The sequence below is a fragment of the Aquitalea sp. genome, from assembly GCF_030150775.1.
GTDB classification, from domain to species: Bacteria; Pseudomonadota; Gammaproteobacteria; order Burkholderiales; family Chromobacteriaceae; genus Aquitalea; species Aquitalea denitrificans.
On record NZ_JASLFG010000013.1, the window covers coordinates 104,624 to 122,163 of the forward strand.

The window sequence follows — 17,540 nt, forward strand, 5'->3', positions numbered from 1 at the left end:
CCCGCCCGTGATCGTCAATCCTTGAGCAGGCTGTCCAGCGTGGCGGCCTTCGGCTTCACCAGCCAGAAGTAGTCCACGTAGTCGTCGAAGTTCTGCAGCATGGCGCGGCCGGTTTCGGAGCCGGTCAGCTCGACATGCTTGGCAATCTTCTCCAGCAGGAAGGCACGGTACATGCCCATTGCTTCGCCGTTGATCAGGTGAATGTCGACCAGTTCATTGTTGTAGCGGTAGGCAAAGCGCTCGCCCGGGTCGTAGACGAAGGCAAAGCCACCGGTCATGCCGGCACCGAAGTTGTAGCCGGTTTCACCCAGCACGATCACGGTACCGCCTGTCATGTATTCGCAGCAGTGGTCGCCTGCGCCTTCGATGACCGCCAGCGCGCCGGAGTTACGCACGCCGAAACGCTCGCCGGCCACGCCGGCAGCAAACAGCTGGCCACCGGTAGCACCGTACAGGCAGGTATTGCCGATGATGATGGCTTCGCCACTTTCATACGCCGCATTCTTCGGCGGGTAGATGGTGACGCGACCGCCAGCCATGCCCTTGCCGACGTAGTCGTTGGCATCGCCTTCCAGTTCCAGGTGCAGGCCCGAGGCGTTCCACACGCCAAAGCTCTGACCGGCGCTGCCGTTGAACTTGACCTTGAGGCAGCCAAACGGCAGGCCTGCCGCACCATGCACACGGGCAATTTCGCCAGACAGGCGGGCACCGATGGAGCGATGGATGTTCTCGATCGGGTAGGACAGTTCCAGCATCTGCTTGTTATGGATGGCAGGCAGTGCATCGGCCAGGATCTGCTCGGCCAGCTCGCCCTTGTCAAAGGACGGGTTGCTGTCGCTGATGCAGAAGCGCGGCACATCGTCCGGCACCGTGCCTTGCGACAGCAGCGGCGACAGGTCCAGCTTGCCTTGCTTGGCGGTTTCGCCTTCCAGCAGCTCCATCAGGTCCATGCGGCCGATCAGCTCTTCCATGCTGCGTACGCCCAGCTTGGCCATCCATTCGCGGGTTTCGCGGGCGATGAACAGGAAGTAGTTCATCACCATTTCCGGCAGGCCAAGGAAGTACTTGGAGCGCAGCTTGATTTCCTGTGTGGCCACGCCGGTGGCGCAGTTGTTCAGGTGGCAGATACGCAGGTATTTGCAGCCCAGCGCCACCATCGGGCCGGTACCGAAGCCAAAGCTTTCCGCACCGAGGATGGCTGCCTTGATCACGTCCAGACCGGTTTTCAGACCACCGTCGGTCTGTACCCGTACCCGGCCACGCAGGCCGTTGGCACGCAGCACTTGCTGGGCTTCGGACAGGCCCAGTTCCCACGGCGAGCCGGCGTATTTCACCGAGGTGAGCGGCGAGGCACCGGTACCACCGTCGTAACCGGAGATGGTGATCAGGTCGGCATAGGCCTTGGCCACGCCGGCGGCAATGGTGCCCACGCCCGGCTCGGCCACCAGCTTTACCGACACCAGCGCGGTCGGGTTGACCTGCTTCAGGTCGAAGATCAGCTGTGCCAGGTCTTCAATAGAGTAAATATCATGGTGCGGCGGCGGCGAAATCAGGCTGATGCCTTCCTTGGCGTGACGCAGGCGGGCAATCAGGCCGGTGACCTTATCGCCCGGCAGCTGGCCGCCCTCGCCCGGCTTGGCACCCTGGGCTACCTTGATCTGCAGCACTTCAGCGTTCACCAGATAATGCGGGGTTACACCGAAGCGGCCAGAGGCCACTTGCTTGATCTTGGACATGCGCTCGGTGCCATAGCGGGAGGCATCTTCACCACCTTCACCGGAGTTGGAACGGCCACCCAGACGGTTCATGGCGGTTGCCAGTGCCTCGTGGGCTTCCGGCGACAGCGCGCCCAGCGACATGCCGGCGGAGTCAAAGCGCTTGAGAATGGCTTCGATCGGCTCGACTTCGTCGACGGAAATCGGCTGCTCGGCCAGTTTCACCTTCATCAGGTCGCGCAGCATGGACACCGGACGGGTGTTCACCGTGTCGGCGTATTGCTGGTAGGCCTGGTAGTCGTCGTTCTGTACCGCTTTTTGCAGCAGCTGCACCACGTCCGGGTTGTAGGCGTGGTATTCCTCGCCATGCACGTACTTGAGCAGGCCGCCTTGCGAAATCTGGCGCATCGGGTTGAAGGCGAAGCGCAGCAGTTGTTGCTGGTCGTCTTCGAAGTCCTCGAAGCTGGCACCGGATACGCGCGACACGGTGCCCTTCAGGCAGAGATCCACCACATCCTTGTGGATGCCCACGGCTTCAAACAGCTGGGCACCACGATAGGAGGCGATGGTGGAAATACCCATCTTGGACAGTACTTTCAGCAGGCCCTTGTTGATGCCCTTGCGATAGTGCTGCAGCGCTTCGTTGATCTTGCAGTTGACCACACCGCTGTTCACCAGATCGATGATGCTCTGGTAGGCCAGGTAGGGATAAACCGCGGTAGCACCGTAGCCGATGACACAGGCCATCTGGTGCGCATCACGCACGGTGCCGGTTTCCAGCAAGATGTTGGTCTTGCAGCGCAGGCCGGTTTCAATCAGCGCATGGTGTACCGCGCCGGTGGCAAACAGGGCGTGGATAGGCAGACGGCCCTGGGTGATGATGCGGTCGGACAGCACCACGATCACCGTGCCTTCGTTGACCGCTTCGATCACGTGCTGGCACAGCTTTTCAATCGCCTGTTGCAGCGAACTTTCGCTCGGGTCGTAGCACAGGTCGAAGGTGGTGGCCTTCAGATACGGTTCCGGACGGGTGGTGACGCGGATGAATTTTTCGTGCGACAGCACCGGCGAGCGCACTTCCAGACGCTTGGCGTGCTCGGCACTCTCTTCAAACATATTGCGCTCGGGGCCAAACACGCTGTTGAGCGACATCACTACCGCTTCGCGGATGGGGTCGATCGGCGGGTTGGTCACCTGGGCAAATTGCTGGCGCAGGTAGTCAAACGGCGAGCGTACTTTCTGGCTGAGCACCGCCATCGGGGTGTCATCGCCCATGGAGCCGACGGCTTCCTGGCCGTCTTCAGCCAATACGCGCAGGATCTGGTCGCGCTCTTCATAGCTGAAGTTGTACAGCTTTTGCAGACGGGTCAGCTCATCCTTGCCCATGGCTTCAATACCGGCGTCGTCCTCGATCGACAGCTCCAGATACTTGGCGCTGTCCTTGATCCACTGACGATACGGCTTGGCGCTCTTGAGCATGGCGTCGATGTCTTCCGGCATCAGCAGCTCGCCGGTAGCCAGGTCGGCAGCAAACAGCTGGCCCGGCTTCACCCGGCCCTTGCGCACTACGTCTTCCGGCTTGTAGTCCCACACGCCTACTTCGGAGGCGATGGTCAGGATATTGTCGCGGGTCAGTACCCAACGTGCCGGGCGCAGGCCGTTGCGGTCCAGCATACAGGCGGCGTAGCGGCCATCAGTCAGCACGATGCCGGCCGGGCCGTCCCACGGCTCCATGTGCATGGAGTTGTATTCGTAGAAGGCGCGCAGGTCCTTGTCGGTGGAGTCGACGTTCTGCCAGGCCGGCGGCACCAGCAGGCGCAACGCACGGAACAGAGGAATGCCGCCCATCAGCAGGCCTTCCAGCATATTGTCCAGGCTCATCGAGTCCGAACCGTCGGTCTGCACGATGGGGCGCACCGCGTCCATGTCCAGGTGCGGCGAGGCCATGATGCGTTCGCGGGCACGTGCCCAGTAACGGTTGCCCTGCACGGTGTTGATTTCACCGTTGTGCGCCAGGAAACGGAAGGGCTGCGCCAGCTTCCATTGCGGCCAGGTATTGGTGGAGAAGCGCTGGTGGAATACCGCCAGGCTGGACTCGAAACGCGGGTCGTTCAGGTCCAGGAAGAACTTGGGCAGGTTTTCCGGCGTTACCAAGCCCTTGTAGGACAAGGTATGCGGCGACAGTGTGGGCAGATAGAACGCCGGGTCGTCCACCTTGTTGGCTTTTTCCGCCTGACGACGGCCCATGTACAGACGGCGCTGGAAAGTCAGCTCGTCCATGCCGAAAGGACAGTTAACAAAGACCTGGGAAATGGCAGGCAAGCTGGCCAGTGCGGCTTCGCCACAGGCGCTGACATCAGTCGGCACCACGCGGAAACCGGCCACTTCCAGTTGCTGGGCTTCCAGGAACTCTTTCAGGCGACGCAGGCTGCGATCGCCAATTTCACTGTCGGGGTGGTGGAAAACCAGACCTGCGGCGTACACTGCCTTCAGGGCAATATCGGCCTCGGCCGCAACTTCCCGCAGGAAGCCATCCGGCTTGCGAAACAGCAAGCCACAGCCGTCGCCCGACTTGCCATCTGCCGCCACCGCTCCACGGTGGGTCAGTTTGGCCAGCGAGGAGATAGCGGTTTCCACCAGCCAGTGGCTGGGTTTGTCGTCCAGTTGGGTGATAAGGCCGAATCCGCAGCTGTCCTGCTCGAAATCCGGGTGGTACAGGGTACCCTGCAACCAGCGCTGTCTGTCCATTGCTTTGTCCTGCTTATAATTGTGAATCGAATGAATCGATTCTAAGGGCAACATGCTTGACCTTGCAACCAGTTATTGCCACTTTTCTCGCAGCGCAATAACCTTTTAATTTCAATGGTTTGATTGAATTTTTCCCCAAAAAAATCAGGGAAAACCCGCAAAAAAAGTACATTTTTCTTCCAGTTTTGTGACACCCATATTCAAATTTACGACCCATTGTGGTGCACGGCGGCTTAATCCAAAACCGCCTAAATAGCTGATTTCAGAATATTGTCCGACAACATACACAAAGCCATCATGCGTAGCGATACCACTACAGCACTCAGCCAGGATTTCGTACGCCAGCTGGCCGACCAGGCCTTCTCGCGCTCGGCCGGGGCACCGCTGATTGCCGGCAATCAGCTTGCGCTGCTGTATGACAGCACCGATAACTTCCCGGCCTGGCGGCAGGCCATTGCCGGGGCGGAAGAATCGGTGTTCATCGAGATGTATATCGTGGCCAATGATCGCTTTGGCCGCGAGATCCGCCAGCTACTGATCGAAAAAGCCACTGCCGGCGTCAGGGTATGCCTGCTGTATGACTGGCTGGGCTGCTGGAAGCCCTGGCTTTCGGGTTTCTTCCGTCCACTTCTGGCAGCCGGTGCAGAAGTGCGCGCCTATAATCCCCCCACGCTGACCGGCGGGCTTAGCCTGCTGGGGCGCAATCATCGTAAGCTTATCGTGGTGGACAGGCAGCTGGCCTTCATTTCCGGCCTGTGCATCAGCTCCAGCTGGGAAGGCCGACCAGAAACCGGCATTGCCCCCTGGCGTGACACGGGCCTGTCGCTACGCGGCCCCCTGGTACGCGAAGCACTGGCAGCCTTTGCCGATAGTTGGGCCAGTTGCGGGCAAGCGTTGGAGACTAGCTGGCTGGCAGATGCCGCACCGACCGAATGCGGCACTATCGCCGCCCGCTTGATTGCCACCACCCCTTCCACCGCCCACATGATGCGGCTGGACATGCTGATTGCCAGCTTTGCCCGCCGCACCCTGTGGCTGACCGATGCCTATTTCATGGGTACCAGCACCTATCTGTCCGCACTGAAACAGGCGGCGCGCGATGGTGTGGATGTGCGCCTGCTGGTGCCGCGCTCCAGTGATATCCGCTGGATTGCCACCGTGTCGCGCACCATGTACCGGCCGCTGCTGGAGGCTGGCGTGCGGGTGTTCGAGTGGAACGGGCCGATGATTCATGCCAAGACAGCGGTGGCCGATGGCCGTTGGGCACGGATCGGCTCCACCAACCTGAACATTTCCAGCTGGCTGGCCAATCGGGAAATCGATGTGGCCATCGAGGACGAAAGCGTGGCCGGCAAGCTGGCAGCCCGTTTCTTGCAGGATCTGGAACAGTCTACCGAAGTGGTGCTCAGCGGCCATAAACGCACGCCGGTGTTGACGCACCCGCGCCAGCGCCAGCAGGCTTCCCTGCGTTTTCCCAATGCCGGTCATGCCGCACGTAGCGGTGCCAGTGCCGCCGCTCGCCAGGCCGCACGTATTGGCGATGCACTGGGCGCAGTGGTACGTGGTACCCGCAGCATAGACAGCAGCGAGGCCACGGCCTTTCTCACCATTGGACTGAGCCTGTTGATCTTCGCCGTACTGGCGGCCCTGTTTCCCTGGCTGGTGGCCGGCCCGCTGGTTTTCCTGCTCACGCTCAGTGGTGGTGCCATCGTATTGAAGGCACTGGGTCTGTATCGCCGGCGCAATGAAAAAAAACAACAGTCGTCAGCAACAAAAAATAATCTCAAACCGCCAGCGCCACCAACAACCTAAACTGTCTTAAAACAATCCTTTAAGCCCGCTCTATCCCGCTGAAATCCTTGCCAGACAAGGATTTCAGCGGGATATTTGATCAAACCTCCAGATTATTTTCACACACGGATATTGCCGTGCAACACAAGCACGGTAAAAGGTCTACAATGCGCGCTTTCTTGGGATGTTCTCCAAGCCGGCCGACGTGAAGGACGCACCACCCAGCGTGCTCCCTAAGGAAGCCGGGGATCTGCGGCCACTCCACGTCAGCCTGCAGGACGCACCCCGGTTTTCGTGCGCACCCAGTAATATTTACGCGCCTCAAGGCCAGCCCCGCCCACTGCCATCCGGCAGGGACCAGCGACTGCGCCCCAACGCGCACCGAGTGACACTGCAGCAAGCTGCGGGCCGACAGGCGTTACAGGTGCACGGTATTGTCCTTGCCCATGGCAAGGACTGCCTTCCTGAATGGCCATCCCCGGCTGTGGTGTCCGAGTTTTGACTGACAAGGACTCAGGTATGCGTTTTCACTTTCCCATCGTCATCATCGACGAGGACTTCCGCTCGGAAAACACCAGCGGCTCCGGCATCCGCGAACTGGCAGCAGCCATGGAAGCCGAAGGCATGAGCGTGATTGGTTACACCAGCTATGGTGACCTCACCTCCTTTGCCCAGCAGCAAAGCCGGGCAGCCGGTTTTATCTTGTCCATCGACGACGAAGAATTCCAGACCGACGACGCCTCGGAAAACGCTCTGGGCCAGCTGTACAGCTTTGTGGCGGAAATCCGCCGCCGTAATCCGGACATTCCGGTATACCTGTACGGCGAAACCCGTACTGCACGCCATATTCCCAACGACATCCTGCGCGAGCTGCATGGTTTCATCCACATGCACGAAGACACGCCGGAGTTTGTGGCACGCCATATCATCCGCGAATCCAAGAGCTATCTGGACAGCCTGGCGCCGCCGTTTTTCCGCGCGCTGGTGGACTATGCCCATGATGGCTCCTACTCCTGGCACTGCCCGGGCCACTCCGGTGGCGTGGCCTTCCTGAAAAGCCCGGTAGGCCAGATGTTCCACCAGTTCTTCGGCGAAAACATGTTGCGCGCCGACGTATGCAATGCGGTGGACGAACTGGGCCAGCTGCTGGACCACACCGGCCCGATTGCCGCCTCGGAACGCAATGCGGCACGCATCTTCAATGCCGACCATCTGTTCTTCGTCACCAACGGCACCTCGACCTCCAACAAAATCGTGTGGCATAGCTGCGTAGCCGCCGGCGACATCGTGCTGGTGGACCGCAACTGCCACAAGTCCAATCTGCACGCCATCATGATGACCGGTGCCATTCCGGTATTCCTGATGCCCACGCGCAATCACTACGGCATCATCGGCCCGATTCCCAAGTCGGAATTCCAGCTGGAAAACATCAAGAAGAAGATTCTGGCCAACCCCTTTGCCCGCGAAGCGCTGGAAAAGAACCCCAAGCTCAAGCCGCGCATCCTCACCATCACCCAGTCCACCTACGATGGCATTCTGTACAACGTGGAAGAGATCAAGGGCATTCTGGATGGCGAAGTGGACACCCTGCACTTTGACGAAGCCTGGCTGCCGCATGCCAGCTTCCACGACTTCTATGGCGATTTCCACGCCATTGGCGAAGGCCGCCCGCGTTGCAAGGACAGCCTGATCTTCTCCACCCAGTCCACCCACAAGCTGCTGGCCGGTATCAGCCAGGCTTCGCAGATTCTGGTGCAGGACCCGCAAAACCGTCAGCTGGATACCGCCTGGTTCAACGAGGCCTATCTGATGCACACCTCCACCAGCCCGCAATATTCCATTATTGCCAGCTGCGACGTGGCAGCCGCCATGATGGAACAGCCGGGTGGCCAGGCACTGGTGGAGGAATCGCTGGTAGAGGCACTGGACTTCCGCCGCGCCATGCGCAAGGTGGACGAAGAATACGGCAACGACTGGTGGTTCAGCGTGTGGGGCCCGGACGAGCTGTCCGACGACGGCATCTGCGACCCGGTGGACTGGGAACTGAAACCCGGCGCGCACTGGCACGGTTTTGCCGGCATCGAGGAAGGCTTCAACCTGCTGGACCCGATCAAGGCCACTGTGCTGACCCCGGGCCTGGACGTGGACGGCAGCTTCGAAGAAATGGGCATTCCGGCCGCCATCGTCACCAAGTACCTCACCGAACACGGTGTGGTGGTGGAAAAAACCGGCCTGTACAGCTTCTTCATCATGTTCACCATCGGCATTACCAAGGGCCGTTGGAACACGCTGATTTCGCTGCTGCAGCAGTTCAAGGACGACTTCGACAAGAACCAGCCACTGTGGCGCGCCATGCCGGACTTTGTCGCCCGCTACCCGCAGTACGAACGCGTGGGCCTGCAGGACTTGTGCCAGCGCATTCACGCGCTGTACACCAAGCACGACATCGCCCGCCTGACCACCGAGATCTATCTGTCCGAGATGGAGCCGGCCATGCGCCCGGCCGATGCCTTTGCCAAGATGGCGCACCGCGAGATTGAACGCGTGCCGGTAGACCAGCTGGAAGGACGCGTCACCGCCGTGCTGCTGACCCCGTACCCGCCGGGCATCCCGCTGCTGATTCCGGGCGAGCGTTTCAACAAGACCATTGTTGACTACCTGCGCTTTGCCCAGGCCTTCAACCGCGAACTGCCGGGCTTCGAAACCGACGTTCACGGTCTGGTGGCCACCGATGTGGAAGGCCGCAAGGTGTACTGCGTGGATTGCGTCAAGTAAGCCCCCCGCAGCCTTTCATGCAAAAAGCCGCAGGCATTGTCCTGCGGCTTTTTTTGTCTCTTACCAGCCGTTCTCCAGCACCAGATGGCCGGGTGCACTCAGCCGACTCAGGCGAAAACCCATTTTCATCAGCTGGCGGTGCGTGTCCTCCACCATGGCCGGGTTGCCACAGATCATGAAGCGCGAGCGTTCCACCGTCAGCGGCAGTCCGGCGGCCTCGGCCAGTGCGCCACTGTCCAGCAAGGCCGGAATGCGCTGTTGCAACATGCCAGGCTCGGCCTGACGTGTCACCACCGGCACATAGTGCAGCCGCTCGCCCCATTCCTGCCATAGCGGGTGCTGGCGCAGGGCGGCAATCTCCGCACGATAAGCCAGCTCGCTGACATCACGTACACAATGCACCAGCACGATGCGGGCAAAGCGCTGCCACACTTCCGGCTGCTGCAGGATGGACAGATACGGCGCCAGGCCGGTGCCGGTGGCCAGCAGCCACAGATCCTCGCCATCCGGCAGGCGGTCCACGGTAAAAAAGCCATTGGCCTTGTTGTCCAGCAGGACGGTGTCGCCCACCTGCAAACGCGCCAGGCGCGAGGTAAACAATCCGTCCGGCACCACGATGGAGAAGAACTCCAGATGCTCGTCCCAACTGGCCGAGGTCATGGAATAGGCCCGCCACACCATGCCGCCGTTTTCCAGCGGCAAGCCCAGCCGGGCAAACTGGCCGGGGACAAAGCGCCAGGATTCCGGTCGGCTCAGGCGGAAGCTGAGCAGTTTTTCACTCCAGCGCGTGAGGGAAAGAATGGTCTGGCGGGTGAATTTTTCTTCTGCGGGTGCGGCCATGGAAAATACCTTAGTAATTTACTCAAGTAATTTACCGCATCCGGACTGTAGCAGCAAGCCGGCCACGGCTTGCTGCGCCTAGGGCTTCCGCCTGCTGCTGGCTTAATCAGCCAGCGCCTGTGCCAGATCAGCCAGAATGTCTTCGATATCTTCCACGCCGATGGACAGGCGCAGGCCACCTTCACGGATGCCGAGCGCGGCTTTCTGCTCCGGCGGCATGCCGCCGTGCGACATGGTGTAGCTGTGGTTGACCAGCGACTCCACCCCGCCCAGCGACTCGGCCAGTGCAAACAGCTGCAGCTTGCTGGCCACGCGGCTGGCTTCGGCGCGGGTGTCTTCCTTCAGCCAGATGGTGACGATGCCGCCAAAACGGCGCATCTGCTGCTTGGCAATGGCATGGCCCGGATGGTCGGCAAAGCCGGGGAAGAACACTTTTTCCACCTTGGGATGGTCGCGCAGGAAGGCGGCCACCTGCTCGGCATTGTCGCAGTGGCGTTCCATGCGCAGGTGCAGGGTCTTGATGCCGCGCAGGGTGAGGAAGCAATCCTGCGGCCCCGGCACGCCGCCGGCGGAGTTCTGGATGAACTTGATGTCGGCAAACAGCTTGTCGTCGCTGACCGCCACCAGACCCAGCAGCACATCAGAATGGCCGCCCAGGTATTTGGTGGCGGAATGCACCACGATGTCCGCGCCCAGATCGATGGGGTTCTGCAGATACGGCGTGGCAAAGGTGCTGTCCACCGCCACCACCGCACCATGCTGGTGGGCAATGGCAGACAAGGCGGTGATGTCCACTAGGTTGAGCAACGGATTGGTGGGAGATTCCAGCCATACCAGCTTGGTGCGATCACTGATGGCTGCGCTCAGATTGGCGGCATCGGTCAGATCGGCAAAGGTGACGGTGATACCAGCCGGCTCCATGATTTTGGTCAGCAGGCGGTAGGCACCACCGTACAGGTCGGCCACTGCAATCACTTCGTCACCCGGCTTCAGCGTGGCACGCAGTACCGCATCAATGGCGGCCATGCCGCTGGCAAAAGCCAGGCCGTGCCTGGCATTTTCCAGGCTGGCCAGGCAGGTTTCCAGCGCAGCACGGGTGGGGGTGCCGGTGCGGGCATAGGAGAAAGGTAGCTGCTCGCCCACTTTGGCAAATTCAAACACCGAGGTTTGATAGATGGGCGGCATCACCGACTTGCTGTGCTGGCTGCTGTCGTAGCCGGAATGAATGGTCTTGGTGGCAAATTTCATGATGTTTCCTGATTGTCCCTAAGCCACGGTCAAGCAAGGTAGCGGCGGTATTCCGTCGCGCTGCCGGCCATTCCGATGGCATTAATAAACGCATGATCAATACAAAAACCGGTATTTTGCCGGCAATTTATTGATCATTCCCAAAATTCAGCCGCAATTTTCTTTACATCAAAAGGGAATGGGGCTAATTTGCGCCGTTTCTGAATCAAACAACTGTACGAATGAAGCTAGAACGCGCTTTTGACATCCTCTTTCACCAGCTGGAAACCTTGCCTCGGACGGACTGCCTGTCTGCCAAAACGGGTGGCCAGTGGCAATCCCTGAGCAGCACCGAGGTGATGGAGGCCGTCAATGCGGTTAGCCTGGGCTTGCTGCAACAAGGCATTGTACGTGGCGACAAGGTGGCCATCGCCGCCGACAACTGCCCCGCCTGGGTGATTGTCGATCTGGCCTTGCAACAGATCGGCGCCATCAGCGTGCCGCTCTACCCTACCTGCACCCTGGAAGATGCACGCTATATCCTGGCCCATGCCGAGGTCAAGCTGGCTTTTGTTGGCAGCAGTGCATTGCAACGCAAACTGGAGCAGGCACTGGATGGCCGCCCTTGTCCCTGCTACGCGCTCAACCCGCTGGACACCCTGCCCGCCTGGACCGTGCTGCGCGATGCCGGCCGCAGCGGCAGCCTGCGCCAACTGGCCTTGCTGCGTAACAGCATACAGGCGGACGACATCTTCACCATCATCTACACCTCCGGCACCACTGGCCGGGCCAAGGGGGTGATGCTGTCGCATCGCAATGTGGTCAGCACCGTGATTGCCACGGCAGAGCATACCCGGCTGCCTGCTGGCCAGTGCCGGGCGCTGAGCTTTTTACCGCTGTCGCACATTTTCGAGCGCGCCGGCGTGCTGTATTACCTGCTGACCGGCAGCGGCGTGTATTTTTCCAGCGTCGAGGCGCTGTCCGGCAGCCTGGCCGAAGTCCGCCCGCATACTTTCAGCGCGGTGCCGCGCGTACTGGAAAAAGTCCACGAAAAGCTGCTGGCCAGGGCTAAAACCCTGAGTGGCTGGCAACGTCGGCTGTACCTGTGGGCCATGGCACGGGCAGAAGCCTATGAGCCGCGGCAGCCACCACGCGGCTTGGCCGCTATCCAGCATGCGATTGCCGACCGTCTGGTGTACCGCAAATGGCGCGCTGCCATGGGTGGCGAGTTACGCTGGGTGAATGTGGGGTCTGCCGCCCTGCAGCCGCGTCTGGCGCGCCTGCTGTGGGCCAGTGGCATTGCCGTGGCCGAAGGCTATGGCATGAGTGAAACTGCACCGGTGATTACTGCCAATCCCTTCCAGGCCGATGCAGTACAGATTGGTAGTGTCGGCATTGCCCTACCCGGTGTAGAGCTGAAACTGGCTGAAGACGGCGAAATCCTGGTGCGTGGACCCAATGTGATGGTGGGCTATTACAAGGAGCCGGAACTCACAGCCGAAACCCTGCAACAGGGCTGGCTGCATACCGGGGACATCGGCGTGCTGGAACAGGGCTATCTGCGCATTACCGACCGCAAGAAGGAAATGTTCAAGACCAGCAATGGCAAGTACATCGCGCCGCAGCTACTGGAAAACAAGCTGAAGGAATCGGCCTATATCGACCAGATCATGGTGGTGGGCGATGGTCAGAAATTCGCTGCCGCGCTGATTGTGCCGCTTTACGAGCGGCTGCAGGAATGGTGCCAAGAGCAGGGCATCGCCTATACCAGCCATAGCGAGATGCGGCTGCACCCACGCATCGTCGAGCTGATAGAACGCGAGATCAAACGCTTCAACCGCCACTTTGGCAGTTGGGAACACATCAAGAAATTCGCCCTGCTGGACAAGCCCTGGTGCGTGGACGCCGGCGAACTGGCCCCCACGCTCAAGCTGCGGCGCAAGGTGATCAGTCAGCGCTGCCAAGCATTGATAGAAAGCATGTACCGCCACGCCTGAGTGACAGGCTAGTCATGAAAATCCCCGCCGATGAGCGGGGATTTTTATTGGCCAGCAGGTGATTCAGCGTTGATGCGCCATCTCCAGCTTGCGCTCCACCCGCTTTTGCAGGCGCTCGAAGCTGGCACTCATTATCCAGTACAAGGCCGCAGCACCCAGATAGAGCGGCAGCGGCTGGAAGGTCTGGGCAATCACTTCCTTGGTGGCCAGCATCAGCTCGGTGACGGTAATGACCGACACCAGCGAGGTGTCCTTGATCAGGCTGATCAGCGAATTGGACAGGCTGGGCACCGATAGCCGCAGCGCCTGCGGTGCCACGATATAGCGCATGGTCTGCCACCAGCTGAAGCCCAGCGACAGCCCGGCATCCCACTGGCCGCGATCCACCCCGGCAATACCGCCGCGCAGGCTTTCCGACAGATAGGCCGCCACATTCAGCGTCAGGGCAATGATGCCGGCTGGTACCGGGTCCAGTTCGATGCCGATACCGGGCAAGCCGTAGTAGATGACAAAAATCTGCACCAGCAAGGGCGTACCGCGCATGGCACTGACGTAAAAGGCCACCAGCTGCGACAGCACCGGCACCTTGCCAACCCGCAGCAGGGCCACCACAAAGCCCAGCAGCAAGCCCAGCACCATGGCCACCACGGCAAACATCAGCGTATATAGCGCACCCTTCAGCATGACTGGCAAGGCTGCGCTAATCAGATCGGCCCACTCCATGTTTTCTTCCCCATTCTGAAACACCTGCGCCCCTGACCGGCAGGGGCGCAGCAATCAGTGCATTCTAATGGCACTGAAGATAAAACACGATGGCCGCAAAGGGCCAGAGCCGCTTACTTGGCGGCGGTCGGTGCCTTGGACACGTCGATACCGAACCACTTGACCGAAATCTTCTTGAAGCTGCCATCCGCCTTCATGTCATTAAGCGCCTTGTCCACCGCCTGCTTGAACTTGGGGTTGTTCTTGGCAAACGGAATGCCCATGGTGGTGACATCGCCCACCGGATGACCGGCCTTCAAGGGCAGCTTGGCTTGCTTGATGGCAAACGGAATCAGCAGGCTGTCGTTCAGTGCCGCGTCAATCCGGCCGGAGGCCAGGTCTTGCAGGTTCTCCGGAGCAGACGGGTACACCTTCACCTCGATACCGTTTACCGCCTTGACCATGTCGGCATAGTTGCTGCCCTGACCCACGCCCACCTTCTTGCCTTTCAGGTCGTCCAGCGACTTGAACACGCGGCTTTCGTTCTTGCGCACAATCAGTTGGGCGCTGGAGAAGGTATAAGGCTGAGAAAAGTCGAAGGTTTCCTTGCGCTTGTCGGTAATGCCCACCTGGTTGACCACCACATCAAACTTGCCTGCCTGCAGGCCAGCCAGCAGACCGCTCCACTCGCCGGTGGTGAATTCCGGCTTCACCTTCAGGCGCTTGGCCACTTCGGTGGCCACTTCCACATCAAAGCCGGTGAGCTTTTGATTGGCATCCTTGAAGGTAAAGGGCGGATAAGTACCTTCCACGGCAATTTTCAGCGTACCGCGCTGCTTGACGGTATCCAGCAGGTCAGCGGCAAGGGCATGGCCGGCAAAAGCGGCCATCAGAGAGGCGAGCAGGATTTTTTTCATCGCAGATCATCCATCGTTATTTTGAAAACAAAGACATTCCACCACGGGAATACAGGCATTGCTGTGCCAGCAGCGGCTGACATCGCAGCACGATGCGCCAGCATACTCCAGCCTCAGCGGATAAACAGCCATATCGTCAGTGCGGTTCCCACCACCACCACAAAGCCACGCAAATGGCGCTCAGGCAGACGGTGCATCAGCCAGCCACCCACCACGCCACCGGCAATGCCGCCGGCACCCAGTGCCAGTACGGCAGCCCAGTTAATCAGGGGGGAAAAAGCAAAAATCGCCACCGCTGACGCATTCATGGTCATGGCCAATGCGTTCTTGGTGGCCGTGGCCATACGTACCTGCTGACCGGCAATGGTGAGCGCCGCCAGCATCAGAAAACCGATGCCACCACCAAAATAACCGCCATACACCGCAATCGCGCCCTGAATCAGCAGCAATAGCGGGGTGGGCAAATGCCGCGGCGGCGCGTCCGGGTCCACCACCGGCTTGCGGCGGAAACTGCCCCAGGCAAACACGCTGGTGGCAAACAGCACCAGCCACGGCACCAGCCGGGTAAAGATGCTGACCGGGGTGGAGAGCAGCAGCAAGGCCCCCAGCACACCGCCGATCAGGCTGACGGCAAACAGATGACGAAACGGCACCGGCCCCACGCCGCCCACCAGCTTGCGCCCAGCCAGCGCCGAGGTGATCTGGCTGGGAAACAGCGCAATGGTGCTGCTCATATTGGCGGCCAGCGGGTTGAGCCCGGCCAGCAGCAAGGCGGGAAAGGTAATGAAGGAGCCTCCTCCGGCCAGTGCATTCTGGATGCCGGCGTATAGGCCGGCGGCCGCGATGAGTGCCAGCAAGGGCAGCGGTAAAGGCTGCGAAAAATGAAACATAAACGGCTCCATGATGGGTCGGCTGGGGGGCAGGCTGGAACAAGCGCTCCATTTTGCCCGGAATGCCACAGAAAGACACCCGGGTTTTCCCCAGCCATCGCTTGCCTGCAGCGCAAAAGCGGGCTGGTGCAGCCCTGTTTCCCCTGCTAGTCTGGCAGCATGTCAGCAATAGGCGTATGTCATTTAGCGCCACAGGGAGAAGCAATGAAGGCAATCAAGATAAGCGCGGCACTACTGGGCCTGGCGGTGGTGGGATGGTGTGGTATCGCCCCCGGCATTGTCGGCATGCGCTACGAAGAAAAAATGCGCAGCGACTTTGCCACCATGGCAGACAAGGCTGGCGGCTCCATGCTCAGCCTGCAGCAATTCGACCGCGGCTGGTTCACCTCCACTGCCAGGGTGCAACTAAAGCTCCCCATCGGGAGCCAGGTACAGCTACTGCAGCTGGATTACAAGATCAAGCAGTTGCCGCTCCCCTTCATGCGCTGGTCGCGCACCGACATCACCTTCACACCACTGGACGAACAAGGCAAGCCCGGCGTTCCGCTGCCACTGGCGCTCTACAGCATACGCAATACCGATGGCAGCAATGACAGCCATATTTCCGGCCACGACGTCATCGTTAACACGGTAGCCGGCACCTTTACCTTCAGCATTGACGGCAAGACGCACACCAAGGAGGGAGAGGCAGTCAGCTACGACCTCACGCTGCCCAACTTTAGCTTCCAGGCGGCCAGCAGCGGCAGCAATGGCCTGATGCTGCGGCTGAACGATCTTAAGCTCAATGGCCAGTTGAGCGCCTTCAATAAGCCCGATGCCGCCTGGGCCTCGCAAATGAAGCAGCAGCTGGGCGGCGCCAGCCTGCAGGTAGGTGCCACGCCGTTGGCCCAGCTGGGCGCTGGCCGCATGGATATCAAGCTGGATGACAAGGGTGGCAATTTCGACATCAGCTACCAAACGCATCTGGACAGCCTCAAGCTATCGCCTCCCGGCCTGCCCGCACAGGAGCAGGACAATATCGACCTCGACTTCAGCTACAACAACCTCAACAAGCAGGCGTTGATTGCCTGGCAGGCCGACACCGTGGCACTGGCCAGCCGTGCCGACCTGCGCAACAATCCGGCCGCCATGCAACAGGCATCCATGGCCCTGGTCTACAAGCACATGGGGGCCTTCCTGGCACAATCCCCGTCCTTCAATCTGCAACGCCTGTCCATGCACATGCCCAAGGGCACTATCCAGGGTAGTTTCTCCATCGGCTTTGATGGCAGCGGCGTCAAGGCTGCCGACATCACCCTGCCCTGGCTGGCCGCGCAAGCCCAGCAGCGCAGCACGCTGAAAGCCAGCCTGGCCGTCGATCGCACCTTGCTGGACACGCTGGCCCCCTCTACGCAGGCCAAGGCACAAGCCGAAATGATGCTGACCCAATGGCAAACGCAGGGGCTGATCAAGAACGATGGCAAGGTCATCAGCAGCAGCCTGCTGATCGATCGCAACGGGGTAAAAGCCAATGGCCAGCCACTGAACCTGCCGGGTTTCATGTCGGGGATGAACAGCAGGCCCGCGCCAAGTGCACCAGCGCCTGAGGCAGCGCCCGCCATGCCGACAGCGGCCGAGCAGCAGGCCAGCACAGCACCTGCACCGGCCAGCAAGGCAACAAGCCCGGCCGCAAGCATGCCTCCTGCCAGCACAGCACCAGCCCCTGCTGTTGCCCCTGCTGCCCCTGCTGCCACGGCGGCACCGGCATCGTCACCGGAAGCCAAAACAGGCCAAGGCCACATGCGCCTGCCCGGCCCCCAGCTTGACCTGCGCTACTGCCTGCGCCAGCACAGCGAGCTGGCCATCATCCGCTGCGCCAACCGCGGCCGTTAGACGCCAGCCAAGCAAAACGCCCTCGGACTTTACATCCGGGGGCGTTTTTCATTGGGCAGCGGGTAT

Annotated in this window: 10 protein-coding genes; 4 read left to right on the forward strand and 6 right to left on the reverse strand. The window is 60.4% G+C overall.

Features of this window, described 5'->3' with window-relative positions; genetic code table 11:
• Positions 1-14: 14 nt before the first annotated feature.
• Positions 15-4,463: a glutamate synthase large subunit gene (gene gltB / locus QVF59_RS04695; protein WP_287877673.1), complete on the reverse strand. Its 4,449-nt coding sequence runs from the start codon at positions 4,461-4,463 to the stop codon at positions 15-17.
• Between the two features lie 297 nt (positions 4,464-4,760).
• On the opposite strand from gltB, the gene QVF59_RS04700 reads away from it, so the two are divergent.
• Positions 4,761-6,275 (forward strand): phospholipase D-like domain-containing protein, encoded by a 1,515-nt coding sequence (locus QVF59_RS04700; protein WP_287877674.1) that lies wholly within the window; start codon positions 4,761-4,763, stop codon positions 6,273-6,275.
• A gap of 498 nt (positions 6,276-6,773) precedes the next feature.
• Complete coding sequence (locus QVF59_RS04705) at positions 6,774-9,029, forward strand: arginine/lysine/ornithine decarboxylase (RefSeq protein ID WP_159874889.1); 2,256 nt, start codon at positions 6,774-6,776, stop codon at positions 9,027-9,029.
• A 60-nt stretch (positions 9,030-9,089) separates the two neighbouring features.
• Here QVF59_RS04705 and QVF59_RS04710 read toward each other — a convergent pair whose 3' ends face one another.
• Positions 9,090-9,869, reverse strand: coding sequence for a ferredoxin--NADP reductase (locus QVF59_RS04710; RefSeq protein WP_159874888.1), 780 nt, complete (start codon positions 9,867-9,869; stop codon positions 9,090-9,092).
• Between the two features lie 102 nt (positions 9,870-9,971).
• Positions 9,972-11,117 (reverse strand): trans-sulfuration enzyme family protein, encoded by a 1,146-nt coding sequence (locus QVF59_RS04715; RefSeq protein ID WP_287877676.1) that lies wholly within the window; start codon positions 11,115-11,117, stop codon positions 9,972-9,974.
• 221 nt (positions 11,118-11,338) lie between these two features.
• Between QVF59_RS04715 and QVF59_RS04720 the strand changes: the two genes are divergently transcribed.
• Complete coding sequence (locus QVF59_RS04720) at positions 11,339-13,093, forward strand: AMP-dependent synthetase/ligase (RefSeq protein ID WP_287877678.1); 1,755 nt, start codon at positions 11,339-11,341, stop codon at positions 13,091-13,093.
• A gap of 63 nt (positions 13,094-13,156) precedes the next feature.
• Here QVF59_RS04720 and QVF59_RS04725 read toward each other — a convergent pair whose 3' ends face one another.
• The 3 genes from QVF59_RS04725 to QVF59_RS04735 all read right to left on the reverse strand — a co-directional run bounded on the left by QVF59_RS04725 (position 13,157) and on the right by QVF59_RS04735 (position 15,602).
• A complete protein-coding gene (locus QVF59_RS04725) occupies positions 13,157-13,816 on the reverse strand; it encodes an amino acid ABC transporter permease (protein ID WP_287877680.1) in 660 nt (219 codons plus the stop codon).
• A 113-nt stretch (positions 13,817-13,929) separates the two neighbouring features.
• Positions 13,930-14,712 carry a transporter substrate-binding domain-containing protein gene (locus QVF59_RS04730; RefSeq protein WP_287877681.1) on the reverse strand — a complete coding sequence of 261 codons (783 nt, stop codon included), beginning with the start codon at positions 14,710-14,712 and terminating at the stop codon, positions 13,930-13,932.
• Positions 14,713-14,825: 113 nt separating this feature from the next.
• Complete coding sequence (locus tag QVF59_RS04735) at positions 14,826-15,602, reverse strand: sulfite exporter TauE/SafE family protein (protein WP_287877682.1); 777 nt, start codon at positions 15,600-15,602, stop codon at positions 14,826-14,828.
• Positions 15,603-15,806: 204 nt separating this feature from the next.
• Here QVF59_RS04735 and QVF59_RS04740 point away from each other — a divergent pair, with 204 nt between their 5' ends.
• Positions 15,807-17,474, forward strand: a complete 1,668-nt coding sequence (locus tag QVF59_RS04740; RefSeq protein ID WP_287877683.1) for a DUF945 family protein — start codon at positions 15,807-15,809, stop codon at positions 17,472-17,474.
• The last annotated feature ends 66 nt before the right edge of the window (positions 17,475-17,540 follow it).